The 25,447-nt window shown below is 53.2% G+C and carries 17 protein-coding genes; 4 read left to right on the forward strand and 13 right to left on the reverse strand.

Going from position 1 to position 25,447, the window contains the following annotated elements; all coding sequences use genetic code 11:
• Positions 1-65 precede the first annotated feature (65 nt).
• From FOA19_RS03040 to FOA19_RS03050, 3 genes are all read right to left on the reverse strand, one after another.
• Positions 66-1,343 (reverse strand): sulfate adenylyltransferase subunit 1, encoded by a 1,278-nt coding sequence (locus FOA19_RS03040; protein ID WP_149089310.1) that lies wholly within the window; start codon positions 1,341-1,343, stop codon positions 66-68.
• 199 nt (positions 1,344-1,542) lie between these two features.
• On the reverse strand, positions 1,543-2,451 hold the full coding sequence (gene cysD, locus FOA19_RS03045; protein ID WP_149089311.1) for a sulfate adenylyltransferase subunit CysD: 909 nt from the start codon (positions 2,449-2,451) through the stop codon (positions 1,543-1,545).
• 17 nt (positions 2,452-2,468) lie between these two features.
• Positions 2,469-3,224 (reverse strand): phosphoadenylyl-sulfate reductase, encoded by a 756-nt coding sequence (locus FOA19_RS03050; protein WP_149089312.1) that lies wholly within the window; start codon positions 3,222-3,224, stop codon positions 2,469-2,471.
• Positions 3,225-4,413: 1,189 nt separating this feature from the next.
• On the opposite strand from FOA19_RS03050, the gene FOA19_RS03055 reads away from it, so the two are divergent.
• Positions 4,414-5,733, forward strand: a complete 1,320-nt coding sequence (locus FOA19_RS03055; protein ID WP_149089313.1) for a leucine-rich repeat-containing protein kinase family protein — start codon at positions 4,414-4,416, stop codon at positions 5,731-5,733.
• 223 nt (positions 5,734-5,956) lie between these two features.
• Positions 5,957-7,744 carry a glycoside hydrolase family 15 protein gene (locus tag FOA19_RS03060; RefSeq protein WP_149089314.1) on the forward strand — a complete coding sequence of 596 codons (1,788 nt, stop codon included), beginning with the start codon at positions 5,957-5,959 and terminating at the stop codon, positions 7,742-7,744.
• Positions 7,745-7,948: 204 nt separating this feature from the next.
• Here FOA19_RS03060 and FOA19_RS03065 read toward each other — a convergent pair whose 3' ends face one another.
• Positions 7,949-10,123, reverse strand: coding sequence for a bifunctional alpha,alpha-trehalose-phosphate synthase (UDP-forming)/trehalose-phosphatase (locus tag FOA19_RS03065; RefSeq protein WP_149089315.1), 2,175 nt, complete (start codon positions 10,121-10,123; stop codon positions 7,949-7,951).
• A gap of 252 nt (positions 10,124-10,375) precedes the next feature.
• Between FOA19_RS03065 and FOA19_RS03070 the strand changes: the two genes are divergently transcribed.
• Positions 10,376-11,515, forward strand: coding sequence for a mechanosensitive ion channel family protein (locus FOA19_RS03070; protein ID WP_149089316.1), 1,140 nt, complete (start codon positions 10,376-10,378; stop codon positions 11,513-11,515).
• A gap of 282 nt (positions 11,516-11,797) precedes the next feature.
• Here FOA19_RS03070 and FOA19_RS03075 read toward each other — a convergent pair whose 3' ends face one another.
• The 4 genes from FOA19_RS03075 to FOA19_RS03090 all read right to left on the reverse strand — a co-directional run bounded on the left by FOA19_RS03075 (position 11,798) and on the right by FOA19_RS03090 (position 18,165).
• Positions 11,798-13,021, reverse strand: a complete 1,224-nt coding sequence (locus FOA19_RS03075; RefSeq protein WP_149089317.1) for an RtcB family protein — start codon at positions 13,019-13,021, stop codon at positions 11,798-11,800.
• 356 nt (positions 13,022-13,377) lie between these two features.
• Positions 13,378-16,656 carry a S41 family peptidase gene (locus FOA19_RS03080; protein ID WP_149089318.1) on the reverse strand — a complete coding sequence of 1,093 codons (3,279 nt, stop codon included), beginning with the start codon at positions 16,654-16,656 and terminating at the stop codon, positions 13,378-13,380.
• Between the two features lie 301 nt (positions 16,657-16,957).
• Positions 16,958-17,551, reverse strand: a complete 594-nt coding sequence (locus tag FOA19_RS03085) for a thymidine kinase (protein ID WP_149089319.1) — start codon at positions 17,549-17,551, stop codon at positions 16,958-16,960.
• A 293-nt stretch (positions 17,552-17,844) separates the two neighbouring features.
• On the reverse strand, positions 17,845-18,165 hold the full coding sequence (locus FOA19_RS03090; protein WP_149089320.1) for a 2Fe-2S iron-sulfur cluster-binding protein: 321 nt from the start codon (positions 18,163-18,165) through the stop codon (positions 17,845-17,847).
• A 34-nt stretch (positions 18,166-18,199) separates the two neighbouring features.
• Between FOA19_RS03090 and FOA19_RS03095 the strand changes: the two genes are divergently transcribed.
• Positions 18,200-19,249 (forward strand): hypothetical protein, encoded by a 1,050-nt coding sequence (locus FOA19_RS03095; RefSeq protein ID WP_149089321.1) that lies wholly within the window; start codon positions 18,200-18,202, stop codon positions 19,247-19,249.
• 229 nt (positions 19,250-19,478) lie between these two features.
• On the opposite strand, the gene rodA is transcribed toward FOA19_RS03095, so the two are convergent.
• Genes rodA through FOA19_RS03120 form a run of 5 tightly spaced genes read right to left on the reverse strand, consistent with a single transcriptional unit; the run spans position 19,479 to position 25,065 of the window.
• Positions 19,479-20,756 (reverse strand): rod shape-determining protein RodA, encoded by a 1,278-nt coding sequence (gene rodA / locus FOA19_RS03100; protein ID WP_149089322.1) that lies wholly within the window; start codon positions 20,754-20,756, stop codon positions 19,479-19,481.
• A gap of 10 nt (positions 20,757-20,766) precedes the next feature.
• Positions 20,767-22,605, reverse strand: coding sequence for a penicillin-binding protein 2 (gene mrdA, locus FOA19_RS03105; RefSeq protein WP_149089323.1), 1,839 nt, complete (start codon positions 22,603-22,605; stop codon positions 20,767-20,769).
• Positions 22,602-23,126, reverse strand: coding sequence for a hypothetical protein (locus FOA19_RS03110; protein WP_149089324.1), 525 nt, complete (start codon positions 23,124-23,126; stop codon positions 22,602-22,604). Before FOA19_RS03110 ends, mrdA begins: the two co-directional genes overlap by 4 nt.
• Positions 23,119-24,024, reverse strand: a complete 906-nt coding sequence (gene mreC, locus FOA19_RS03115; protein ID WP_149089325.1) for a rod shape-determining protein MreC — start codon at positions 24,022-24,024, stop codon at positions 23,119-23,121. The genes FOA19_RS03110 and mreC overlap by 8 nt, the downstream gene beginning before the upstream one ends.
• Before the next feature lie 12 nt (positions 24,025-24,036).
• Entirely contained in the window at positions 24,037-25,065 is a 1,029-nt protein-coding gene (locus tag FOA19_RS03120) for a rod shape-determining protein (protein WP_149089326.1), read from the reverse strand.
• Between the last annotated feature and the right edge of the window lie 382 nt (positions 25,066-25,447).

The following is a 25,447-nucleotide window of genomic DNA, read 5'->3' on the forward strand; positions in this document are numbered from 1 at the left end:
AAGGCCGCCGGCTCTGTGCAGTTACCGGCGGTGATTAGATTGAATGTCCGTTTTAGGACTGATTTTTAGATTTCGGGCCAGAAAGGCTTTTCGCTGGCTTGGGTGGTGATCATACAGGCGCCAACCGTTACATTGCTGGTCTCGTCAATGAGAATGGCGCCGCCGTTGGCTCTCAGTTTCTGGTAGGTGTCAAAAGCGATGGGTGAGGCCGTTTTAATGGTGGCTTTCACTACATCATTCAAACCCGCGGAAACCGGGGAGAGTTCTTTCTCCAGGGTGTTCACGTTCAATTTATATTCCAGCTCTTTCACCACGCAGCGCACATTGCGGCTGTTGATCTGCAGGAGGTATCTGTTGCGGGGCACCAGCGGCGTGTTGCTCATCCAGCACAGCACCACCTCAAACTCCTGCGCCACCTGTACCGGGGCGTCCTGCTTCACAATCATGTCGCCGCGGCTGATGTCCACGTCGTCTGCCAGGTGCAGGACTACGCTCTGCGGCGCGAAGGCTTCTTCTACTTCTTTGCCGCCCAGTTCCACCGCCGAGATGGTGCTCTCAATGCCCGATGGCTGCACTACCACTTTGTCGCCTTTGCGGTAAACGCCGCTGATGATCTTGCCAGCGTATCCACGGTAATCAGGCAGTTCTTCGGTCTGAGGACGGATCACGTATTGTACCGGGAAACGCCCCTCAGTGAGGTTGATGTCTTCAGATACTTCCACGGTCTCCAGCACGCGCAGCAGGGAATCGCCGTCGTACCACGGCATGAAGATGGATTTCTCCACAATGTTGTCGCCGTTCAACGCGCTGATGGGAATGTAGGTCACATTCTTCAAGCCCAAAGAAGCCGCTACCTGGGAGTAGTCAATCACGATGTCGTTGTACTTGTCCTGCGAGTAGTTCACCAGGTCCATCTTGTTCACGGCCACCACTACGTGCGGCAGGTTGAGCAAGGAAACGATGATGGAGTGACGGCGGGTCTGCTCCACTACGCCGTGGCGGGCATCAATGAGGATAATGGCCAGGTCTGAGTTAGACGCGCCGGTCACCATGTTGCGGGTGTACTGGATGTGGCCCGGGGTATCGGCGATGATGAATTTGCGCTTAGGCGTGGAGAAGTATTTGTAGGCCACGTCAATGGTGATGCCCTGCTCCCGCTCTGCCCGAAGTCCGTCGGTGAGCAAAGCCAGGTCCACGCGGCCTTCTTCCTTGTTCTTGGTGCTCCGCTCAATGGCTTCCAACTGGTCTACCATGATGGACTTGCTGTCATACAACAGGCGGCCAATCAACGTGCTCTTGCCATCGTCTACGCTCCCGGCGGTTAAAAATCTTAGAATGTCCATTGTAATGAGTTCTGAGTCTTGAGTTCTGAGTCTTGAGTTTGTTATAGACCTGCTTTAAGGAAAACAGGCCTGAAACGAGGGACTCTTCACCAACTGCTCTTTATCTAAAATCGGCTGTAAGCCGAAATCTGTATTATTTAATTACGAGGCGGAGCCGAACAATTTTCTCATTCACTCCAGCCCTCCTTCTCTCAATCTCCTAGAAGTAGCCGTTCTTTTTGCGGTCTTCCATAGCAGCTTCGGACACGCGGTCGTCAATGCGGGTCTGGCCGCGCTCGCTGGTGTTGGTGGCGATGATCTCGTTGATGATGTCGTCCAGGGTTGAGGCGCTGGATTCCACGGCGGCAGTACAGGTCATGTCGCCTACGGTGCGGTATCTCACGGTTTTGCGGGTCACCACGTCATCATCGTGCAGTTGCACAAACTCGTTCGTGGCTACCAAACGGCCATCGAACTCCAGGACCTCGCGCTCATGGGCGAAGTAGATAGAAGGCAGTTCAATGTTCTCGCGGCGGATGTAGTTCCAGATATCCAGCTCGGTCCAGTTGCTGATGGGGAACACGCGCACGTTCTCGCCTTTGTTGATTTTGCCGTTGTAGATGTTCCACAGCTCAGGGCGCTGCAACTTAGGATCCCAAGACCCGAACTCGTCCCGCACCGAGAAAATGCGCTCTTTGGCGCGGGCTTTCTCCTCGTCGCGGCGGGCACCGCCGATGCAGGCATCGAACTCAAACTCCTCAATGGTGTCCAGCAAGGTGTAGGTCTGCAGGCCATTGCGGCTAGGCAGTTTGCCTTTCTGCTCGGTGAGGCCTTTGGCTTTGATGGTGTCTTCCACGTTGCGCACAATCAGCTTCTCCCCGATTTTATCTGCTAGGTAATCTCTGAAGTCCAGAGCCTCCTCAAAGTTGTGCCCGGTGTCAATGTGCACCAACGGGAAAGGGAACTTGCCGGGCCGGAAAGCTTTCAACGCCAAATGCACCAACACAATTGAGTCTTTTCCGCCGGAGAACAGCAACGCAGGACGCTCAAACTGGCCCGCCACTTCTCTGAAAATGTGAATCGCCTCTGATTCTAACTGATCCAGGTAATCTAATTTATATGCTGACATAATCTGAAAATGCTATGCTAAACAATTTTGGCTAATGAGTTGGCAACCCCTGGCTGCTCCTCGGTTACGTGCAGACCGCACTCTTTTTTGCTGGCGTCTTCCCACCACCAACGACCGGCCCGGAAATCCTCGCCCGGCTGAATGGCCCGGGTACAAGGCGCACATCCAATGGAGATGAAGCCTTTGTCGTGCAGCTTGTTGTAAGGGATGTTGTTCTGTTTGATGAAGGCCATCACCTCATCGGTGGTCCAGTACAGCAGCGGGTGGAACTTGATGAGTTGGTTTCCCTCGTCCCACTCAAACTTGGGCAGGATGCCGCGGCCCGGCGAGTGCTCGGCGCGCAGACCGGTAATCCAGATGGAGTGGCCCGCCAACGCTCGCTTTAAAGGCTCCACCTTTCTGATGTGGCAACAGTCTTTCCGGTTCTGGGTAGACTCATAGAAAGAGTTGGGACCAGTGTTATGGACAAACTCCTCCAGTTGCTCATTGTTAGGGTAGTAGGCCTTGATGCGCGTGTTGTACGCCTCATTGGTCCTGCTCCACACCGAGTACGTCTCGGGGAAAAGACGGCCAGTGTCTAACGTGAAAACGCGAATGGGGAGGTTGTTTTCCAGAATCTGGTGGGTGATCACCTGGTCCTCGAAGCTGAAGCTGGAGGAGAACGTCACCTCATTGGGGAAACGGTTGACCAGCAACGCAAGCGTCTGGTCTATGGTTAAGCCTTCTGTCTCTTGTATCAATTGAGACACCTGCTCTTGTTTTGAAGAGGCCATGGCAAGAAAGTACTAGGTAAGAAAATTGAATAAGTAGGGCGCCCGGATGGGCAATAGGTATTTGTTGACTGCTAGAGGTTAGCAACAACAGCAGCAGGAGCTGCAACAGCAGAAGCGCATTCGCTTTATATGAGAAGAATAGACCATGTAGTCTGATATCTGTATCTGTCTGTTAATGAAGATGACACAAAGGTAGGGACCGATCTTCACAAATCAAGTTTTCCTATCAATTTAATAGAGTTTATAGATAAAAATTTAGGAGGTCTACCCTCCATATTCTTACGCAACTCCCAATGAATCATCTCCAGCGTTAACGCATTCTCAAAAACCAGTGTTCCCTTTTAGCCCTCTTTTTTTGAAAACAGCCCGAAAACCGAAAACTTCTTGGCCTATGTCCCACCCAAAAAGCATTTCTAAACGCAAACCTCTGATTTGAAACTGAATCCCTAAAAACCCACCCCTACCCCTCCGAGGAGGGGAATTCCGAAATGCGTCACAAAGCGGCCGAACGGCAGTCTTGGTCGTTGGTGATAACACCAACAACGGCGGCGAGGTTGCAGGAGAAAGATAAGCATAATGTAGGGGCACCTCTGTAGGTGCCCTTTGCGGAGGATTCCGGTTATTTCCGTAGTTACTGATTATTACGAAGGACCCGTCAGAGACAAGGCATGCCTTGTCTCTACATGATCAAATAACCTAATCTAATGCTACAACTGTCTGTTTTCCTGCGGCGGGCCGGGGCGAAGGCCTACAGTGAGGCCGAGGCACGGCCTGCCGCAAGCAGTAGTGGTTTAAGCAGCAATGGCCTGCATTGGCTATGGAACAGATAGCTTTAGCCAGGTGGTACGGGATTGAAGCCTCACTGTCCGAGCGTCAGCGAGTTTGAGGCTTCTTGATTCTTTTAGTTACTTTTCTCATCAAGGAGAAAAGTGACAAACGCCCGCAGAGCGCGGCTGCAACGCAAAGTATGTAAGGAAGGGAATAGGAAAGAACTACCTCCAAAGTGATTTTGAGGCTAACGCCTCACTGCAGTTGCAAACTGCAGACCATGATAGGTCCAAGTCGCAGACTTGAACCAGGAAAGAGTGGGGTTATAAAGGTCAACAACCAAAACAACTCAGGATTGCCTCAATTGACAGCAGCATCCAAAATCAATCCCTACCTTCACAACTCCAATACACCTGCATCCATGCAAACCTTATCCCAACTGAAGGCCGGCGAACTGATCGGAGCGAAAAGACTGAAACTATCCTGTGACCTGACCGAGTTTCCAATAGAGATTCTAATCCTCGCGGATACATTGGAGATCCTGGACCTCACCGGCAACCGGCTATCAAATTTGCCAGAGGAATTCGCCCAGCTCACCAACCTGAAGATCGCGTTCTTCTCCGAGAATGACTTCACCGAGTTTCCAACGGTACTGGCCAAATGCCCGAAGTTGGAGATGATCGGGTTTAAGGCGTGCCAGATCAGACATATTGCCGAGGACGCCATTCCGCTGAATACCCGCTGGCTTATCTTAACCAATAACCAGATCACGGAACTGCCGACCTCCATTGGCAAATGTACCCGCATGCAGAAGCTGATGCTAGCGGGCAACAAACTCACCCAACTCCCGGAAGAAATGGCCGCTTGCCAAAACCTGGAACTGCTCAGAATCTCAGCCAATGAGATTACCCAGCTTCCGGAATGGCTTTTTTCCTTGCCGCGTCTGTCCTGGCTGGCCATCTCAGGGAACCCGTGCAATCAGCATGACTACCAGATGGAGAACCTGGAGGAGATTCCTTGGCCGGAACTGGTGCTGGAGGATGTACTGGGGGAAGGTGCCTCGGGGGTTATCTCCAGGGCCCACTGGCAAAACCCGACCGCACATGATGCCCCAGCCCAAGTAGCGGTAAAGGTGTTTAAAGGCGAAGTCACCAGCGACGGTCTTCCCGAGGATGAGATGCAGGCCTGTATGGCTGCCGGATCGCACCCCAACCTGGTGCAGGTTTTGGGCAAGATCGCGCAGCATCCGGCGCAGAAGCAGGGTTTGGTGCTGGAACTCATTCCGGCAGGCTATCGGAACCTGGGTGGCTCACCCAGTTTTGCCTCCTGCACCCGGGATGTCTACCCAGAGGGCACTGTTTTCACCTTGCAGGATACCCTGAGCATTGCAGAAGGTATTGCCTCGGCGGCGGCGCATCTGCACGCCCGCGGCATTATGCACGGCGACCTGTACGCGCACAACACCCTGGTAGATGGCTCGGGCCATGCGCTGTTCGGTGATTTTGGGGCGGCTACGCTGTATGACAAATCAGATGCGCAGAAGGCAACTGCCCTGGAAAAGATTGAAGTACGGGCGTTCGGATGCCTGCTGGAAGATCTGCTGGACCATTTGGCGCCGGAAGACGCAAACCAAAACGTAGTGGCAGAGCTGTTGCAGTTGAAACAAACCTGTATGCACCTATCGCCAACCCATCGGCCATATTTTGCAGCTGTTGTGGAGCAATTAGAAAAGCTACGCTAAGGAACCTGACCAAGGCCTCTTCTCCCCTCCTCCTGCCTTTCTGAGATCACGTTGACTTGCAGTGAACAGAAAAGCAGGGATTGTTTTTCGCCTGTTTTTCAGGAAACAAGCCCAGAATGGCGCCTCTGTGCGGTGATGGTGAAAATTAGGAAACCTCTATACCTCTAATCCGGTACATGTAACCTTAGACATTCACTGGCTATCACCTATCCGCAGAAAACGTATGGCGAAACATACCTATGACATGGGGCTTATTGGCAACTGCGCCTATCTGGCCCTCATCCACAAAGACACCAATATTGAATGGCTCTGCTGGCCCAGATTTGACAGCAGCTTTGTATTCGGCCCCATCATGGACCGGCAGAAAGGGGGAGAATACTCCATCAAGCCTGAGGCGGAGGAGTATACCTCGCATCAGTATTACATGGAGAACACCAACATCCTGTGCACGGAAATCACCTGCCAGGACGGCTCCTACCGCGTCACCGATTTTGCCCCCCGGTTCCGGCAGCACCAGCGCTACTACAAACCTTTGATGCTGATCAGGAAAGTGGAGCCACTCTCTGGCTCTCCGCGCATCAAAGCCACCTGCCGCCCCGTGGGCAATTACGGCGAGTTCCCTTTGAACAGAAGACGCAGCAGCAACCACATCGCGTTCCTGGGCCTAGATGAGGAGGTTCGCCTGACGACCAATGCCTCTTTGAGCTACATTTTGGAAGACCAGTTCTTTGTCCTGAACGAGACGCTGTATTTCGTGCTAACCTATGGAGCGCCTTTGGAGGCCAATCTGGAAAGCACCGCCGAGGCCTTCCTGAGCCAAACCAAGCGGTACTGGCGCAACTGGGTAAAGAACACCAGTATCAGCAATTTCTTCCAGGAGCAGGTGATCCGCTCAGCCCTGGCTTTGAAAATCCACCAGTACGAAGACACCGGCGCCATCATTGCGTCACCCACCACCAGCTTGCCCGAGCACCCCGGCAGTGGCCGTAACTGGGATTACCGTTTCTGCTGGATGCGGGATACGTACTACATCCTCAACGCGTTCAACAACATTGGGCACTTTGAGGAAATGGAGCGCTATTTCCATTTCATTGCCAATATCACGGCCAAAGATACCCAACGCTACCAACCCCTGTATTCTATCAGTGGCCAAAGCAAACTCACCGAGATTGAGCTGGAGCTGGAAGGATACCTGGGCAACAACCGTCCCGTGCGCATCGGGAACGATGCCTACACCCACATCCAGAACGATGTTTATGGCCAGATCTTGGTGGCCCTGCTCCCACTGTATGTAGACCGCCGCTTCAATGACGCCGAGCGGATAGAATCCAAGAAGCTGATCTCTAAAACCCTGGAGAAAATACAACAGACCATGGACGAGCCCGATGCCGGTTTGTGGGAGTTCCGCGATTTTGCCCAATACCATTGCTACACCTATCTGTTCCATTGGGCCGGAGCCTCGGCCGCCCGTAGCGCCGCCCACTACATGGGCGATGAGCAACTGGGCCAATTGGCCACGCAACTGATGGAGCAAGCCGCTGCCAAGATTGAGGAGTGCTTTGACCCAGCACAAGGCGTGTACACCCAAGCCATTGGGAAATCCCACATGGACGCCAGCACCCTGCAGCTCATCATGATGCACTACCTGGACCCAGCCTCTGAAAGGGCCAAAACTCACTTAGAGGCCATGGAGAAAGAACTTAAAACCCCTGAGGGGCTTTTCTACCGCTACAAACACGCCGATGACTTTGGGGTGCCGCAAAGCACGTTCCTCATCTGCGCCTTCTGGTACATTGAGGCTCTGGCCTGCGTAGGCCGCCTGGAGGAAGCTACCCAGGAGTTTGAGAACATCCTGAAGTACACGAACCACCTGGGCCTGCTCAGCGAAGACGTGGACTCCAAAGACGGAAGCCAATGGGGTAACTTCCCGCAGGCCTACAGCCACGTGGGTCTGCTGAACGCCGCCTACCGCATCTCCAAGCGCCTGGACAAACCATCGTTCCTGTTATAGCAGTTTCTGACCTGTAAAAGAGAAAGGCTCACCAATCTGGTGAGCCTTTCTCTTTTTATATTGGCCTTTTTTAGGCTGATTTTCTTAAACCAGAGCAAAAACGACCAAGATCGCAGACTCCCGAACACTGCCTGGTAAGTTTCTGTTTCCAGCCTCTTTTTCCAAAATTAACCAATAATCAACAATCAGCAATCAACAATCACCTCAGGAGCACAGGGACTGCAGCAGTTTGCGTACCTCTACGGTGTTGTTCAGGTTGAAGCGGGCCAAAGAGCGTTTGCTGCCTACTTTGATGGTGAAGGCCTCTTTGGGCATGATCCGGAACATGTCCTCATCGGTGCGGTCATCGCCGATGCCCAGGAGGAAATCATGCGGGTGTTCTTCGAGCCAGCGCAGAGTGGCCAGGCCTTTGTTCACCTCCACGTTTTTCACCTCCAGCACTTTGTCGCCCTCCATGACCTGCAGGTTGATGTTGGAGGCTAGGTATTGCAAATGGTTGTGCAGTTCGCGGGCGCGCAGTTCGCCCAGGCCTGGGTCTACTTTGCGGTAGTGCCACACCAGCGAGAAATCCTTTTCCTCAATGAACGAGCCGGGGGTGCGGCTGACCAGCAGCTCCAGAATGGGCTTGATCTCGACTTTCCAGTCACTGGTGAGGTGGTGCAGCATTTTCCAGTCCTGGCCGTATTCCCGCACCCAAACGCCGTGCTCGGCAATGATGTCTACCTGCAGATGCCCCAGCCATTCCTCCAGGGTCCGGCGGTCGCGCCCGCTGATGATGACTACTTTGTTTCCTTTCTCCTGGGCCAGGCAGCCCAACACCTGCAGCAGTTCATTATCGGGTTTGGCGTGTTTGGGGTTGTTATGGAACGAGGTGAGCGTGCCATCATAGTCCAGAAAAAGAATACGCTCCCCTGATTTTTTGTAGGCTTTCAGAAGATCGTCCCGCTCTTCCTCAGATAGGTACTCGGTGGCCAGGCTCATCTGCTTTATCTTGATGTAATCTAGCCGGTTCATGAAAATGCTTACCCAGTGGTGGATGTCATACTGCTGCAAAATCTCCTGCATGTGCTGCATGCGCAGTTTCTGCTCTTCCTCGGGCATGACCATGGCTTCCTGCATGGCCAGCACCATCGCGCCCAAATCATTGGGGTTAATGAGGAGGGCATCTGACAGTTCTTTGGCAGCACCGGCCATCTCACTCAAAATCAAAACGCCGCTCTGGTCCAGTTTGCTCGCCACAAATTCTTTGCAGACCAGGTTCATGCCATCGCGCATGGGCGTTACCAGGGCAATGTCCGCCAAGGCATACAGCGCCGAGAGTTCCTCTAAAGGGAAAGAGCGGTAGAAGTACTGAATGGGGTTCCAGGTGATGGTGCGGTAAGAGCTGTTGATGCGGCCCACCAATTCATCAATGGTTTCTTTCAGCTCGCGGTACTGCTCTACCTGGTCGCGGGATGGGACCACCAGCATAAACAGGGTTACTTTCTCCCGAAACTCTGGGTGTTCCTGCAGCAGCAACTCAAACCCCCTGAGGCGTTGCGGAATGCCTTTGGAGTAATCCAGCCGGTCAATAGACAACATCACCTTTTGGTCATGCAGGGCCTCACGGTATTCCTTCAGCTTTTCCTTCATTTCCTCTGAGGCGGCCAGCGAGGCATATTTCTCGTAGTCAATGCCCATAGGAAAGGCGTCAACCATGATCTGCCGATGGCCGTTGTCAATCAGGTTTTGGGAAGAAGTCCAACCCACAATGCGGCTCACCGAGCTGAGGAAGTGACGGGCATCATCAAAGGTATGGAAACCCACCAGGTCAGCGCCCAGCATGCCTTTCAGAATCTGCTCGCGCCAAGGCAACAGGCGGAACACCTCATACGACGGAAACGGGATGTGCTGGAAAAACCCGATGGTACTCTCAGCAACCTCTTCCCGCACCATCTGCGGGAGCAGGAGCAATTGGTAGTCATGGACCCAGATAGTATCGCCAGGCTCAGCGCGCTCCATCACGGCCTGGCAGAACTTGCGGTTTACTTGCTGGTAGGCCTCCCAAAAAGTGTCGTCATACACCGCGTACTGACTGAAGTAATGAAAAGAAGGCCACAGGGTCTCGTTGCTGAACCCCTCGTAAAAATCCCTGATCTCGGCCTCAGTGAGGAAAACCGGGTGCATGCTTTGCTCAGAAAGATCCTTGGAAACCTGCTCCTGCTCGGCCTCATCATTGAAGAAGGTGCCCGGCCAGCCAATCCAGATGTTGTCGTCGGTTTTATAGATGGACCCTAAGCCCGTTGCCAGCCCACCTTCACTGGTCTCGTAGGCCAAACCGGTCTCGGTGCGCTGTACTTTAATAGGAAGTCGGTTGGAGATGATGATCGTTTTAGGCATAGTGTATAGGTTTTAGAAAAATGGGCGCCCTGCCAGAAAAAAGGCCAGTTTCACTTTGCAACTAGCAAGAGAACGGGCTGCTTCTACTTTTTTTACCGGGGTGCCCGGCTCTTTTTACTCCTTTACCGGCAGATTGGTTAAAACATATAGAAAACCCTATTCTCTTTCTGACTCTCTCCCTGAGGTGAAGGCCTGGGCAACCCTTTTGCCGGATAGCGGGTAAACAGGAACTTGTAGTTTCAGATCAAAGGAATGCTAGAACAGTTTAGAATAGAGAAAGTGTTTGATCAGCTCAGGCACTTTGCCCTTGATCATATTCCCCAACTGCTGCAGGGTACCGGCGTAGTGGTAGGTGCCCTCATTGGCGGCATGATTCTCAGATGGCTGATCATCAAAGTTCTTTCGGCTTACCAGCATTGGTTTCCGCATATCTGGATTGAAGCCATCCTGGCAAAGCTCAGCAGACCACTCTCCTACTTACTTCCGCTTTTACTTCTGGCCGGGGCCCTGCCCCTGCTGCCGCTTACCCCCACGGCTTTTGAGGTGGTGCGGCGGGTGATGGAGATCCTGCTCACCTGCACCTTTGCCTGGTTTCTGATTGGCTGGGTGAACGTGGTGCAGTACCAGGTCCGGAAAAAACACCAGCTGGACAAGGCAGACAACATCAGGGAACGGCGGCTCTTCACGCAGCTGCAGTTTGTACGGCGCGTGGTCATCATCCTCATTGTGTTTCTGGCCGTGTGCCTCGTGCTCATGAGTTTCCCAACGGTAAGAAGAATAGGGACCGGCTTGGTGACCTCGGCGGGGATTGCGGGGGTTATCCTGGGTTTTGCCGCGCAGCGCTCGCTGGGCAATTTGCTGGCTGGTTTCCAGATTGCATTTACCCAGCCCCTGCGCATTGACGATGTGCTGGTGGTGGAGAACGAGTGGGGCCGGGTGGAGGAGATTACCCTTACGTATGTGGTGCTGCGCATCTGGGACCAGCGCCGCTTGGTGCTGCCCATCAACTACTTTATTGAAAAGCCTTTCCAGAACTGGACCCGCACCACCTCTGAGCTCCTGGGCACCGTTTTCCTGTACCTGGACTACACCGCGCCCATAGAAGCGCTACGCACAGAACTCACGCGAGTCTTGAAGGAAACGCACCTCTGGGATGGCCGGGTGGGGATCTTACAGGTCACCGAGTCCAAGGAAAGAACCCTGGAACTGCGGGTGCTGGTGAGCGCCGCCGATTCTTCCAGCGCCTTTGACCTGCGCTGCTTTGTGCGGGAAAAGCTGGTGGACTTTGTGCAGAAAAACTACCCCGAGTGCCTGCCCCTCACCCGCAACACCGGCTTCGCAGAAAGCCCCCACCACTCCTTCGCCCCCATGATCGACCCGACCGGGAAGTAGTAAGCAGCAATTGATTCTGGATTTATCTGATTTCTTGCCGGACTTGCCAGAACCGCCGTTTACCATTGTTGGTGTTATCACCAACAACCTGTACTGCGGAGGCTAGCGCAAGGGCAACCACAAGGGATTGCCCCTACAATTCATATTCCCATGTTCTGCTTATTTTCAGGAAAACAACCCTAAACAGGTATCCAAAAGAAATATCCGATTCCTGCCTGATTTTCACAAAACAGGCAGGAATCGGATATCACAGTATCTCCGCTGAAATACCGAAAATGGTGCTTAATCTTTGTACGGATCGTAGACGTCTTCCCCGGCCATAGCTACACCCAGCGGCCTGAGGGTGTGCAGTATTTTGATGGTATTGCCCTGGTGTTTAAGCACATCTTCCAGTTTCTTGTAGGCTTCAGGGGCTTCATCGGCACCTGCGCCGCGCAGTTCTATGCCTCTGGCTTTCATGCGTTGTTGCACCGCATCAAAATCAACCAAGCCCGGCGAGACCACGGTTTTGCGCTTCACGCCTTTCTTGTCCCTGATCCATTTGGTTTTTCCGGCAGCCGCGCGCCGGCTAAGCAAGCGCCCGGCCCCGTGCACCGTGGAGTACAAACCTCTAATCGATAATTCGCTTTCCACGCCTTCTATGATGACCGAGTTGTCAAACATATTAGCGCCGATAAAACCTTTCTGACCCGGGAACGCCGGCGTGCAGCCTTTACGCACGACCCAGTAATTCTCGCCCTGGTGCTTTTCAAACCAAGCGAAGTTGTGGTGGTTGTGGATGATCTCGGTGGCTTTCCCGCCCAGAATATGCAGCACCTGGTCTACTACCACATCGCGGCCCGCGTAGGCGTACTCGCCGGCCAACGACATGGCGGCAATGTAATCCTGACCCAGTTCTGAGTCGATGTCAAACAGGATGGGCGGTGCATCCATGGAGCCTTCCTTGGCTTTGTCAAAGAAACTCAATCCCTGGCTCAGCGCGATAAACCCCGAAGCCGTTTTGTGCCCGAACCCTCGAGACCCGAAGTGCACGCCTACCCACAAATAGCCTTTCTCGTCTTCAAACAAATCAATGAAATGGTTGCCGCTACCCACCGTGCCCAGTTGCTCGGTGGCTACTTTGCGCAGTTCCCGCTGCGGCTTGAACTCGGCTTTCTTGATATGCTCCAGTACCGGATGGTCAATACGCTTGGGATTAGGCCGGCCCACGCCAAAGCCGATGGTCTTCACAATCTCATCCATGATGCGGGAGACGTTCACATCAGAAGCCATAATGTCGGTGCGCACGGCTTTGTTTCCGCAGCCGATGTCAAACCCAACCCCAGACAACGAAACCTTGTTTTTGTACGCCACGGCTCCACCGATGGGGTGCGCGTAGCCATAGTGAGCATCGGCGGTGAGCACGCCAATGTCTTCCTCGCTCACGCAGCGCTTTAACTGATCAATAGCGCTCTGGTCAATGATCTCTTCCCCAAAAACAGTGATGTTGTCTTGCACAATAGCCATGGTCCTTCAAATTGGTGGTACAGGCTATACGTGAAAAGAGGATTGCGTTTTTTACCTGTTTTTTGGGAAAGGAGTGAAAAATAGATATTGCCAGAGACACTCGTAGGAGCTGCGCACACTACGAGGTCTTTTAAGCAAGCGTTATTGCAACAGGAGAAACAAAAACCTCACAAGTTTTAAAACCTGTGAGGTTTGCACTTACCGAAGCTATGGTTTCTATGACCTCGTAGTGTGCGCAGCTCCTACGAGTGTCTTTCAAGCTTCCCTTTCCAGCCTGTTTTCACCAAAATAGCTTAAAAACAAAGAAGCCCCACCAAAAAGGCAGGGCTCCTATTTATTTCAATCTTCCGGAAGGGTTACTTCTTCGCAGGTAATTCCTTCAACAGCACTTCTACTGCTTTCTCAATTTGCTGATCGCGGCCTTGGGCTACCAGAGCGGGGTCATTAGCTATGAGGTAATCTGGCTCCAGTTGGGAGTTCTCCAGGAACTTGCCGCCACTGAGGGTGCGGTAACCAACCTGCGGAATCCCGAAGACCATTGTAGGGTCAATGAGGGTTTCCCACCACACGAAGGTACCGGTTCCGGCCACGGGCATGCCCACGGTTTTACCGATGCCTAGCTCTTTGTAAAGTACCGGGAAGATGTGCGCGTCTGAGTAGTTGCTCTCGTTCATGACCACGATAGACGGACGCGTCCATTTGTTGCGGGGCTCGTCTGAGAGGTTCTGGCCGCGCGGGATGAACTCGGCGTACTGTTTGGTGTTCAGGAAGCTGATAAGGTCATCGTGCAGGTTTCCGCCGCCGTTGGAACGGGTGTCTACGACCAGCGCTTCTTTGGTCGCGTTCTTACCCAGCGCATCTTCATACACCGTGCGGTAGCTAGGATCGTTCATACTCCTGATGTGCACGTATCCCAAACGTCCGCCGGATAGACGGTCTACTTCCTTGCGGCGATTGTCTACCCAGCGCTGGTACAGCAATTCGCTCAGTTCGGTGCCTGAGATCGGTTTTGCCGTTTCTTCCCAACGCTGCTTCGTTTTCTCGTTGTACAAAGACACCAGCGTGTACTTACCAGATTTGCGGTTCAGGAGTTGGTCTACATCCGTGTTATCTTCAATAGGCTGACCGTCAATTTTCTCGATGATGATGCCCGGTTTTACTTTGGAGCTGGCACGGTCAAACGGACTCAGGTTGATCACTTCTTTTACTTTCAGCCCCTGGCCATTGTACTGCTCGTCATAGAACAAGCCCAAAGAAGCAGTGGCGTCTGGATTGGTAGCCCTGTGGCTGTAGCGACCGCCGGTATGGGAGGCGTTCAGTTCGCCCAGTAACTCACTCAGAATATCCGCAAAATCATAATTGTTTGCGATGTGTGGCAGGAACTGGCGGTAATTCTCGGTGTAGAACTTCCAGTCCACGTTGTGCAGGTCTTTCACATAGAATTTCTTGTCCAGCTGCCGAATCACGTGATCGTACATGTAGGCGCGCTCGGCGGCGGCGTTGAGGTTCATCTCGCCGTTTATCTTGAGGGTCTCCTGCTTGCCGGTTTCAGTGTCTACTTTCAGGATTTTACCTTCGGTTAACACAAACAGGTTTTTGCCGTCCTTGCTCATGACCATGTCACCGCCGCGGGCACCTAGTTTGGCCAGCAGTTTGGTGTCATTGTCACGCAAATTAGTCACCCACAGGTCATAGCCTTTCTCTAGACGGCTCAAATAAAACATGCGGTCGCCTTTGTCCGTCACCACGGCATCAGCTAAGTCCGAAGAAGTGGCCGTGAGCCGGGCTTTGCGCTGGGGCAGGTTATCCAATTCTAGCGTCATGCCAGTCGGAGCGGCAGTTTTAGCGGTTTCGCCTTTTTTGCCTTTCTTCTTGGGGTCAGCTTTTTCCGAAGATGCACTGCCCGCTGCAGCTTCGCGTTTCTCTAGGTCTTCTAAAAGAGTAAAGTCTTCTTTGCTCAGTTTGAACCGGTCAAAACCATCTTGGGTGGTAAACAGCGCATACATGTCGCCGGTACCAAAGGTGTTTCCGTTTCCGCGCAGACCTTCACGATTGGAGTAGTAGGTAATCATTTTGCCACCCATCATCCACTGCGGACTGTTCTCGTAGTAACCACTTTGGGTCAGGTTGATGATATCGCCTTTACCGCTGGCCGAAATCAGGCCTACTTCGCTCAGCCACTGCTTGGGTTGGTTGTACTGCACCAAAAAACACTTGCCGTCTGGTGACCACTCAAAGTACTGGTCTCCGTCTGAGTACGAGTAGTTGTTGGCATTGCCCAGAATGGTGCGCACCTGCTTGCTGGCTTTGTTCACCACTTTCAGGGTTACGCGTTCTTCCAGGTAGGCCACTTCCTTGCCGTCTGGTGAATAAGCTGGCTGAAATTCCTCGGCTGCCGTAGCAATCACGGGCTCTTCTTTCAGCACCGTGGAGGCGTAAAAGTACGGTTCGGCGCTGCGTACCAGGCTGGTTTCATAAATGTTCCAGCTGCCGTTACGCTCACTGGCGTACAGGATTTTGCGACCATCGGGCGAGAAACTCACGTTCCGTTCCTGCTCCGGCGTGCTGGTGATGCGGCGGGTGATGCCACCGTCTACCGATGACACGAACACCTCACCCCGGTTCACAAACACCACTTCTTTGCCGTTCGGCGATACCTCCATTTCAGTCATGCCGCCAGAGATAGGCAACACGGTCTCTGGGTTGGAACGGATGTCTGAATACAGTTGGATGGCTACTTTCTGCGGCTGAGCGCCCGGCTTGAGCGTGTAAATCTCGCCGTTGTAGGTAAATGACAGCACGCCGTCTTTGGAACCGCTCAGATGACGCACGGGGTGTTTACTGAAATTAGTGACTGCGGCGCTCTGCTTGGGATTCTGCAGACTCATCTTGCGCACGTTGAACGTGCCGTTGGGCTGCTCACTTAGGTAATACACCTCTTGTCCATTGGCGGTAAACACCGGCTGACGATCCTCGCCCACGTTATCGGTGAGTTTGGTGTGCTGCTTGGTTTTGGTGTTGTACGTCCAGATATCACGGGCAGTGGAGGAGGTCTGGTGCTTGCGGAAGTTGTTCTCTAGGCTCTTCTTGTCCTGGTAGATCAGCACATCGCCAGAGGCGTTGTACTTGGCAGCTTCGGCAGGTGTGGTCAGGACCATGGCATTGCGGCCACCGCCCAGCGAAACACTGTATAACTCAGGAAAGGTCGCCGAAGGAAACATGGCATTAGATGCCACATCAACTCTGGCAGAAGTGAAGATCACGTTCTTTCCGTCTGGCGTGAAATCAGAGGGTAAGTCTGAAGAAGAGTGAAACGTGAGGCGTTTGCTCTCGCCACCTTGCGCGGGCATCACAAACACGTCAAAGTTGCCGTAGCGGTCTGAGGCATACGCAATGGATTTCCCATCCGGAGACCAGACCGGCATGTACTCGTAGCCTTCGTGCATGGTGAGCGGCGTGGCGTTTCCGCCAGCCGCGGCTACTTTGTACAGATCTCCTTTGTAACTGAAGACAATGGTCTGGCCATCGGGCGAGATCGCCGGGGTGTTGAGCCAGAGCGGGGTTTGGGTCTGGGCCATGGCTCCCAAGCTACCTGCGCAGCAAAGGGCCAAAATGGCTAGAAACCTCTTTTTCATGATGTAAGCGGTTGTTTGTTAGATTGGAATACTAAATGTAAGCAATGTTCCCGCTTATTCAAAAGAAGCAGGATCTAGGCTTATTTTTCAGAAAAGTAAGGAAAATGGATTGGGCGTTTTGGAGGTAGTTTAAGGAAAATGAGCCTAAAAGGAACATTTAATGTATGGACACCTCTGGCTCGCGACAGCTGTGTTGTTTTAGAACTGAAAAGCCGTTCCACCCCTGATTTAAGAAAATCAGGGGTGGAACGGCTTCGGTAATTTTGACTCAGAACTTAGGATTATAGACTCAGTGCTCTTCCTAGTAATTTCCTTTTAAACCCTCCTGAAAGCAGTGGCGGCAGCGGGCCTCGTAAGAATCAGTTTCACCCAAGAGGACTTTCTCCTGGGAGGCGGCTTTCCGGAAGGAGTAGGAGGCGATGTCACCGCACTGCACGCAGATGGCGTGGACTTTGGTTACGTACTCGGCCACGCCCATGAGCGCCGGCATCGGTCCGAAAGGTTTGCCCAGGTAATCCATGTCCAGGCCAGCCACAATGACGCGCACGCCGGTGTTGGCCAGATGCACGCAGACTTCAGTGATGGCCTCATCAAAGAACTGCGCCTCGTCTACGCCCAACACATCGCAGCCGCTGCCTAGTAGGAGCATGTCATTGGCGAACTGGATGGGCGTGGAACGGATGCTGGTGGAATTGTGCGAAACCACATCGATTTCATGGTAACGGGTATCAATAGCGGGCTTGAAGATCTCCACGCACTGTTTGGCGATTTTGGCGCGATTAAGCCGCCGGATCAATTCTTCGGTTTTCCCCGAGAACATAGAACCGCAAATCACTTCTATCCAACCTCTTCTCTGGGCCTGCTGGCGGTTTCCCACCCGGGGTTCTATGAACATACGCTGTTATTGAATGATGGAGTGATTGACTGATGGAGAGAATACCTGGGGTTCAATCACTGAACAAAGGTATTAGCCCTCTGCCCTTTGCTAATGAACAATTTTTCCACACAGTTATCCAATCGTCTGGCTTTTAGCTTATTGAATGATTGAAGGATTGAGTGAAGGAGAGAATACTTTAATTTGGAGATTAGGAGATGTAGGAATACGAATAAAATTAGATTCAGCCAAAGATCATTTTCAAATCAGCACATCTACAAATCTTCAAATCACTCACTCACTCACTCACTCTCTCACTTGGTATAAGAAATGTGCGGGAGTTTCGTTTGTTGGGGAACGCGGCAGGTGACGGGGCCGGTGAGCTGCGCCTGGCAGGTGAGGCGCTCATTGGGTTTGAGGCGGCCGTTGTTGCGGAAACGGGTCTCGGGGGCAGTATCCGGGACCAGGTTCTCCGCGCCTTCCAGCACCACCATGCGGCAGGAAGTGCAGCGGCCTTTGGCGCCGCAGGCGTGCATCCAGTCTATTCTGGCGGCTTGCAGGGCGGCCAAAACCGTTTGCCCCTGGGCTACGTTCACCACAATTCCGCCCAGATTAGAAACCGTTAATTCGGCCATATTTCGCTATATTTACGAGCGTATGCTTCCTCCAATGAAAGACAAATATAATCAAATACGCCTGGCCCAGTACAGCCAGGCCCTTGCCCAACGCCTCAGCGAAGAACATTTTGCTCATCATGAGAACGTTACTGCCCAGCAACTGATTTCCTTTACCCCTATCAAACAGGTGAACCTGTACATGATCAGAGAGCTGCTTACGCTCTGGAACCATGAGATGGCCAACCTGCGCAGCCCGTACTTTGACTTTGAGCACCCCGAGGTGAAAGACGCCCTGGTACTGTTCATGAACGTATTGTCCCGCAAAATCTCCATCAAACGTCCGCACTTTGAGCCATTGCTGCTCAAGGCCATCCAGGACACGCTGCGCGCCGTACTGGAGCCCGAAGCGGTGTTTGAGGAGAAATTCATGCGCCTGGACGATCTTTCTGTACCCAAACTGCAGGAAAGCCTCAAGTACCAAGACCTTGACAAAGACCTGTACCGCCGATTCCTGGACACGCTCTCTGGCACCGAGGTAGACCGTTACCAGCTCATTCCGAGGCTGAGCCGTTTCCTGGCCGAGCACGAGGCAGAGCGTACTACCGTGAACGAGGTAGTGGCCAAATTCAATGAGGTACAGCCATTAAAGGTTGACGAACTGTTTACCCTGGCGGCCGCCCCGGCTCCTGCCGCCATGCCTGCCATGAGCACGCACGTGGCAAGTTCACCGCGGCCCAGTTTCCAGCCCTCATTGAACCCCGAGCCTCGGCTGAACGAACGCCTGCAAACCGAGCAGAAACCCAACTTGAACGACCGATTAAAACAGCCCGTAGTCCCCTCCATGGCCGACCGCCAGCAGGATCAGAGAATAGGCTCGCTCAAAGAAGCTATCTCCATCAACCAACGGTTCTCGTTCATCAATGAGCTGTTTGAGGGCGATAACATGGCCTACCATGCCGTAATCAAGCAACTGGACGAGTACGACAACCCCAACCAGGCCAAGCAGTACCTGCAGCAGGAAGTTGGCAGCAAATACAACTGGAGCCGCAAAGAAGAACACGTGCAAAAACTGACCAGGCTCATAGAGCGCAAATTCGCCTAAGCTTTTTCAGGTCTTTTTCACGAAAACATACACAAAACGCCCGCCTCTGAAAAAGAGGTGGGCGTTTTGCTTTTCAAGACCATGTGGCAGTCTGAAGAACTGCAATCATCTTTAACCAGGAACTCCGCCGATCCCAAAAGCAGAAATCCGTTTCGGGGTTGTTTTAAAGAAAACAGACCCGAAACGGATGCTTGCCCAGATATATGATACGCGCTACCTGATACGCAACTTACCCTCGGCCCAGGTCCAGCTTGCGGTGGGCATCGATGGCTAACAGAATGAACAGGAGAATGGTAAATGACCACAGCGACGAGCCGCCGTAGCTGAAGAAGGGCAGCGGAATCCCCACCACCGGCGCCAGCCCGATGGTCATTCCCACGTTTACCAGAAAGTGGAAGAAGATGATGGACGCCACACAGTAGCCGTACGTGCGCCCGAAAACCGAGCGTTGCCGCTCCGCCACGTAGATGATCCGGATGAGCAGGGCCATGAAGAGTGCCACAATGATGAGACTGCCCAGCCAACCGTGCTCCTCCCCCACGGTGCAGAAGATGAAGTCGGTGCTTTGCTCCGGCACGAAGTCGAATTTGGTCTGCGTTCCCTCCAGAAACCCTTTCCCGAAGAACCCGCCGGACCCAATGGCGATCTTGGATTGCGTTACGTTCCAGCCCACGCCCAACGGATCCACCTCGGGGTCTACCAGCACTTTGATACGGTTCTGCTGGTGCTCCTGTAGAACGTTGTCAATAAAGTACGTCACGCTGAATACCATGACCAGAACGGCTGCCCAAATGCTGATGTACGTGGGCAGATAGCGTTTTATCCGGTGGAAATTGAGCCACAGGTAAGCGCCCATCAGTACGGTGACAATGCCCGCCAGGTACCACTGCGGAATCAGCAACGTGAGCACGAACACAAACACGGCCACCGCCCCGATAATCAGAATCAAAGGCGACATGCCCTCCCGGAAGAAGGCCAGCGTGAAGGCGGCAAACACCAGCGCAGAACCGGTCTCGTTTTGGAGAATGATGATCATGGGCGGCAACAAAGCCAATCCCGCCAACTTGGCCTGGTCTTTCCAGTTCTGCTGCCGCAGGTTGATGCTGCTCATGAACCGCGAGACCGCCAGCGCCGTGGCAAACTTCGCGAACTCCGCAGGCTGCAAACGCACAGATTCCGTGATCACAAGCCAGGAACGCGACCCTTTGATCGGCGAAGCCAAAAGCAGAGTGCCTAGTAAAATCAGAATCACAAACCAGTAGATCCCGTACGCCAGCGAGTCATAGGCCTTGTAGTCAATGGCAAACAGCATGATGATGATGATCACCGAAGTGCCAATCCAGGCCAGCTGCTTCCCCGAGTTCAGGGTGAAGTCAAAGATGCTGGTGACGTTCTCTGGGTTATAGACGGCGGCGTAGATGTTCATCCAGCCCAGCGTCACCATGAGGGCGTACAGCCCAATGGTCACCCAGTCTATGTTATTCGCTATTTTGTAGGTAGTCCGCATGTACTTTCTGCTAATCGGTCCATTTGTAGAAACTACCGTTGATCATGTCAAACTCCCAGCGCTTGCGGTACTTTGTCTTTACGGTATCGGTGAGGTATTTTTCAATCATCAGGCTGGCCATGGGCGCCGCGGCAATGGCCCCGCCCCCGGCATTCTCCACGTACACCGCGATGGCAATCTTGGGATCCTCCTTAGGGGCGAAGGCGATGAACACCGAGTGGTCTTTGCCATGCGGGTTCTGCACCGTTCCGGTTTTCCCGCACACCACCACCCCAATGTGCTTCAGGCTGGCGTTGCGGCCGGTTCCTTTCTCCACCACCAACTGCATGCCGTCAATAACCGGCGGAAAATACCTGGGGTTCACAGAGGTGTAGTTTTTCACGGAGTACTCGGGCAGCGGTTTCCCGTTTTCGCCCACGGAGCGCACAATGTGCGGTTTGTAGTAATAGCCCCGGTTGGCGATGGTGGCGGCAAAATTGGCCATCTGCAGCGGCGTCACGCCCGTCTCGCCCTGGCCAATACTTACGGAGTAGATGGTCGGGAATTTCCAGCCGTCGCGTTTGTAGATGCGGTCATAGAACCGGGCGTTGGGCATCATCCCTTTTTTCTCGCCGGGCAGGTCTATGTCCAAACTGCTGGCAAACCCGAAACTCTTGATGTGCTTGTTCCACTCATCCAGCCCCAGCCTAACATCTTCGTACACGTTGCGTGATCTGCCCCGCGCCACCACCGACCGGAAAACCTGGTAGAAATAAGGGTTGCAGGAGTTCTCAATGGCGATATTCAGGTTGCCTGGATAGGGATGCCGGTGCGAGCATTTCACCAGAGACCAGTTACACGGGTACCCGGTCTCGGGGGTCAGCACGCCCTCCTGCATCGCGATCAACGCCTGCGCCAACTTGAAGATGGAGCCCGGTGGATACGTAGCCATGAGCGGCCGGTTGAACAGCGGCTTGGTAGGATCGCGCAGCAATTTCATGTAGTTGTTGCCCAGTTCCTTTCCGGTCAGCAGCGAGGGATCAAAATACGGCGCCGATACCAACGACAGGATCTCGCCGGTTTTGGGCTCAATGGCCACAATACTGCCCACCTTGCCGCCCGACATGAGCAACTCGGCGTACCGCTGCAGTTCCAGGTCAATGGTGGTGACCAGGTTCTGCCCCGCTACCGAGAGGGTGTCATACTCGCCGTTTTTGAAGGATCCTTTCTCAATGCCCCGCACGTTCACCATGGTGTATTTCACCCCGCGCTTGCCCATAAGAAACTGCTCGTACTGCCGCTCCAGGCCGCTGATGCCCAGATAATCGCCCTGGCGGTAACCGTGGTAAGTAGTGTCTTCTAACTGCCGAGGGCTGATCTCCCCAATGTATCCCAAGGCGTGGGCCAGGCTGCTATGCTGATAGCCGCGCACGGTACGGGCGTTGATGTAGAACCCGGGAAAATCCACCAGGTTGTCCTGGATGGAAGCAAACTCTTCGTTGGTGAGGCGCTGCAGGAACGGCGAGGGCTTGACGTAGGAGTATTTCTTGGCGGCGGTGATTTTCTCGCGGTACTCCGGTAAAGAGATGCCCACCAGTTGGCAGAACTTGAGCGTGTCAATGGCTTTGGCTTCTTTGGGCACCACCATTAAGTCATAGACGGGCGTGTTCTCTACCAGCAGTTTTCCGTTGCGGTCATAGACCAACCCCCGGAACGGGTACTGCACCACGCGGCGCATGGCGTTGCTTTCGGCGGCGGTTTTATAGCTGTCATCCAGCACCTGGATGTAGAAAAGTTTGATAAGATAAACCGCCCCTATGGCTATGAAAATTGCCTGGATTACGTATTTGCGGCCTTCTAAGTACTTCATCTAAAACCTCGTGCTCTTCGCTCAAAAAATAACATCTGAAAAATCAGCAGCACCGTTCCGGTGAACAGTGTGCTGGCAACTATCTTGGCTAACGTAAAACCAATCAGTTTAAATCCGTTGAGCTCCAGAAAAAACATGGTGAAGTGATGCACAAAGATAAGAGTCATGCCATAGGTCAGGAACCAGCGCCAGCCCATAGAGGGCAAACTGGCATGGTCAGAGACCTCGTAGCCATCGCGGGGCGTGAGCAGTTTGAGCATGGAGGGCCGCAGGTAGGCCATGAGCACCGTAGCGGCCGCGTGCACCCCAGACGTGTCATAGAACAGGTCAATGGTAAACCCGCAGACAAAACCTAGCAGCAGCAGCAGCACCTTGTCCATCTCTATGGGCAGAAACAAAATGAACCCGATGTACACAAAGCAGAACCCGGTCTCAAACAGCACCAGGTTGCGCATGAGCAACACCTGCAGGCTCATCAAGACCACAAACTGGACTAAGTGTATGAACCTAAAACTATTCATTCTCTTCGGTTATGCCTGATTGTACCAGCAAGCTGTCTAACTCAGGCTTGCGTTTGTTTTCCACCACGTACACATAAGACAGTTTCTCAAAGTCAACGCTCAGGCGCACCACAATGGTGTAAAAGCTTTTATCCAACTCTTTACGCACGCTGATCACGCGCCCCACCATAATGCCCGGCGGATAAATACCCCCGGCACCCGAGGTCAACACAGAGTCTCCCTTGTAGATTTTCTCGCTTAACGGAATATAGTGCAGACTGGCGGTCTCGGGGTTCTCTGTATCCCATTTGATGGAACCCAAGCTTTTGTTCCGCTTCAGTTTCACCGAGATCAGAGTTTGGGAGTGCAGCAGCGAGGTCACCGTGGCATAATGCTTGGAGACCGCTTTCACGCGGCCCACAATCCCGTTGGCGGTGAGCACGCCCATGCCAGGCCTGATGCCCGCATCTGAGCCTACATTCAAAGCCAGGTGATTGTTGAGTCCCCGCACCGAATTACTCGTCACCCGAGCTGGCCGGTAGGTAAACACCAGTTCTTCCAGGGAATCACGCGGTGCTTGAAGGGAGTCTTTCGGATCTGGGGCCTTGACCTGCACAAACACAGAGTCCTTCACCACGCCCAGGCTGTCGTTGAGTTTCCGCTCCTGAATCTGGGTAAGCTGCGCCCGCAACTGGGCATTCTCCTGTGCCAACGACTGGTTTACCTCCTTCAGCCGGAAATAATCAGCCACCTGGCTCTGGATCTCCAGCACGCGCCCCACGTAGTAGTTAGACGATTGGTAAAACGCCGCACTGTGGTAGGTGTTGCTCCGGTAAAGCAGGTAAATGGAAACGCCCTCTAACAGCAGGAACACCAGGAAAGCCCTAATCCGGAAGATGAAAATAAATAGTTTCCGCATGGGCGCGTGTGCTTAGCTCAACAGCACGTTGCGGAAACCCTCAATGTTTTTCACGGCCGCGCCGGTGCCCCGCACCACGGCTCTTAACGGATCTTCCGCAATGTGGATAGGCAGTTTTGTTTTAGCAGCTAGACGTTTGTCCAAGCCTCTGAGCAAGGCGCCCCCGCCAATAAGGTGGATTCCGTTGTCGTAGATATCGGCGGACAATTCCGGCGGCGCAATCTCCAGGGCCTTAAGCACGGCCTCTTCAATCTTGGACACGGACTTATCCAGAGCGATCGCGATTTCCTGGTAGGTTACCTTGATTACCTTTGGGATACCGGTCATCAAGTCACGGCCTCTGATCTCGAAGTCAGCGGGCGGGTTGTCCAGCTCGGTAAGCACGGCGCCTACCTCAATCTTAATCCGCTCAGCGGAACGCTCACCAATGAGCAGATTATGCTGACGGCGCATGTGGTCCAGGATGTCTTTGTTGAACACGTCACCCGCTACGCGGATAGACTGATCACACACAATCCCTGACAAAGCGATCACAGCGATCTCAGTAGTACCACCTCCTATGTCTACCACCATGGTTCCCACGGGTTGCTCTACGTCAATGCCAATACCTATCGCGGCAGCCATGGGTTCCTGGATCATCCAGACCTCGCGGGCATCGGCGTGCTCGCAGGAGTCTTTCACGGCGCGTTTCTCCACCTCGGTAATCCCGGACGGGATGCACACCACCATGCGGTAAGAAGGCTGGAACAGGCGTTTTTTGCCTTTGTCAATCATTTTGATCAACCCCCTGATCATCATCTCGGCGGCGGTGAAGTCGGCGATCACGCCGTCTTTCAAAGGACGGATGGTCTTGATGTTCTCGTGGGTTTTCTCGTGCATCTGCTGCGCCTCACGGCCTACCGCCAGCACCTTGTTGGTTCTGCGGTCCAGGGCGATGATGGAAGGCTCGTCAACTACAATTTTATCGTTATGAATGATAAGGGTATTGGCCGTACCCAAATCAATGGCTATATCAGATGTGAAAAAATTAAATAATCCCATTATTTGTCAGTCGTGCACTCACCGTTAGAGTGCTATATATGAAATCTATTTACTTAACCAGGCACTATAATGGCGCAAAATTACGTATTTCCCGCTAATAATTACGCTTGAGCATGAGACAGTTCTGTTTTCTGGCTTTTTTCCCGAAAACAGCTACAAAATACACCCAGTCTGGCTCGTTCAGTTACCCTGACGTTTACCTTAAGCAACCTCAAACCGCAAGGTACCTCAGAAAACCAGCATCCGCCCTCTTCCTGCCCGGGCAATTTCCTATTTAAAGCTATAATCCAATATCGCCCCCAAACTCCCAATATTGCCTGGCAACTAACCCGGAACAAAGCACCTTTTCACCACCTTAGAGAAGGACAGTTACTAACTATTT

This window comes from Rufibacter hautae, assembly GCF_008271695.1.
Taxonomy (GTDB): domain Bacteria; phylum Bacteroidota; class Bacteroidia; order Cytophagales; family Hymenobacteraceae; genus Nibribacter; species Nibribacter hautae.

Coding starts and splice junctions, on each gene's coding strand:
- FOA19_RS03040 (WP_149089310.1), bottom strand. CDS start 1,343: ATGGACATTCTAAGATTTTTAACCGCCGGGAGCGTAGACGATGGCAAG.
- cysD (WP_149089311.1), bottom strand. CDS start 2,451: ATGTCAGCATATAAATTAGATTACCTGGATCAGTTAGAATCAGAGGCG.
- FOA19_RS03050 (WP_149089312.1), bottom strand. CDS start 3,224: ATGGCCTCTTCAAAACAAGAGCAGGTGTCTCAATTGATACAAGAGACA.
- FOA19_RS03055 (WP_149089313.1), top strand. CDS start 4,414: ATGCAAACCTTATCCCAACTGAAGGCCGGCGAACTGATCGGAGCGAAA.
- FOA19_RS03060 (WP_149089314.1), top strand. CDS start 5,957: ATGGCGAAACATACCTATGACATGGGGCTTATTGGCAACTGCGCCTAT.
- FOA19_RS03065 (WP_149089315.1), bottom strand. CDS start 10,123: ATGCCTAAAACGATCATCATCTCCAACCGACTTCCTATTAAAGTACAG.
- FOA19_RS03070 (WP_149089316.1), top strand. CDS start 10,376: ATGCTAGAACAGTTTAGAATAGAGAAAGTGTTTGATCAGCTCAGGCAC.
- FOA19_RS03075 (WP_149089317.1), bottom strand. CDS start 13,021: ATGGCTATTGTGCAAGACAACATCACTGTTTTTGGGGAAGAGATCATT.
- FOA19_RS03080 (WP_149089318.1), bottom strand. CDS start 16,656: ATGAAAAAGAGGTTTCTAGCCATTTTGGCCCTTTGCTGCGCAGGTAGC.
- FOA19_RS03085 (WP_149089319.1), bottom strand. CDS start 17,551: ATGTTCATAGAACCCCGGGTGGGAAACCGCCAGCAGGCCCAGAGAAGA.
- FOA19_RS03090 (WP_149089320.1), bottom strand. CDS start 18,165: ATGGCCGAATTAACGGTTTCTAATCTGGGCGGAATTGTGGTGAACGTA.
- FOA19_RS03095 (WP_149089321.1), top strand. CDS start 18,200: ATGAAAGACAAATATAATCAAATACGCCTGGCCCAGTACAGCCAGGCC.
- rodA (WP_149089322.1), bottom strand. CDS start 20,756: ATGCGGACTACCTACAAAATAGCGAATAACATAGACTGGGTGACCATT.
- mrdA (WP_149089323.1), bottom strand. CDS start 22,605: ATGAAGTACTTAGAAGGCCGCAAATACGTAATCCAGGCAATTTTCATA.
- FOA19_RS03110 (WP_149089324.1), bottom strand. CDS start 23,126: ATGAATAGTTTTAGGTTCATACACTTAGTCCAGTTTGTGGTCTTGATG.
- mreC (WP_149089325.1), bottom strand. CDS start 24,024: ATGCGGAAACTATTTATTTTCATCTTCCGGATTAGGGCTTTCCTGGTG.
- FOA19_RS03120 (WP_149089326.1), bottom strand. CDS start 25,065: ATGGGATTATTTAATTTTTTCACATCTGATATAGCCATTGATTTGGGT.